This window comes from Marinomonas atlantica (assembly GCF_001639725.1).
GTDB classification, from domain to species: Bacteria; Pseudomonadota; Gammaproteobacteria; order Pseudomonadales; family Marinomonadaceae; genus Marinomonas; species Marinomonas atlantica.
In genome coordinates this window covers 1-257 of sequence record NZ_LTAW01000050.1, presented here as the reverse complement: position 1 = coordinate 257, position 257 = coordinate 1, and the positions used below count along the sequence as shown (strand labels likewise).

Below are 257 nucleotides of genomic sequence, written 5' to 3'. Positions count from 1 at the left end.
TGAAGCAGAGACCACTGGTGGTTATCTGACAACAGGTGTTATGGAACACGTAAAGCAACGCATTGGTTGGATCATTACGTTGGCACTGTTAGGGATTGTCTCGGGTCTTATTATTGCTCAATACGAAGATACGCTTAGCCAGCTAGTGCTGTTAGCGGTCTATATGCCTGTAATAGCCGCTGCTGGTGGTAATACAGGTACCCAAGCTGCGACATTGGTAATTCGTGCTCTAGCAACTGGAGAGCTAAGAAAGCGTC

1 protein-coding gene is annotated in these 257 nt (G+C 47.1%); it reads left to right on the top strand.

The window, feature by feature from the left end; translation table 11 throughout:
• Positions 1–257 (top strand): magnesium transporter (locus AYW75_RS18510; protein WP_197478981.1); only part of this gene is annotated, 257 nt, incomplete at both ends.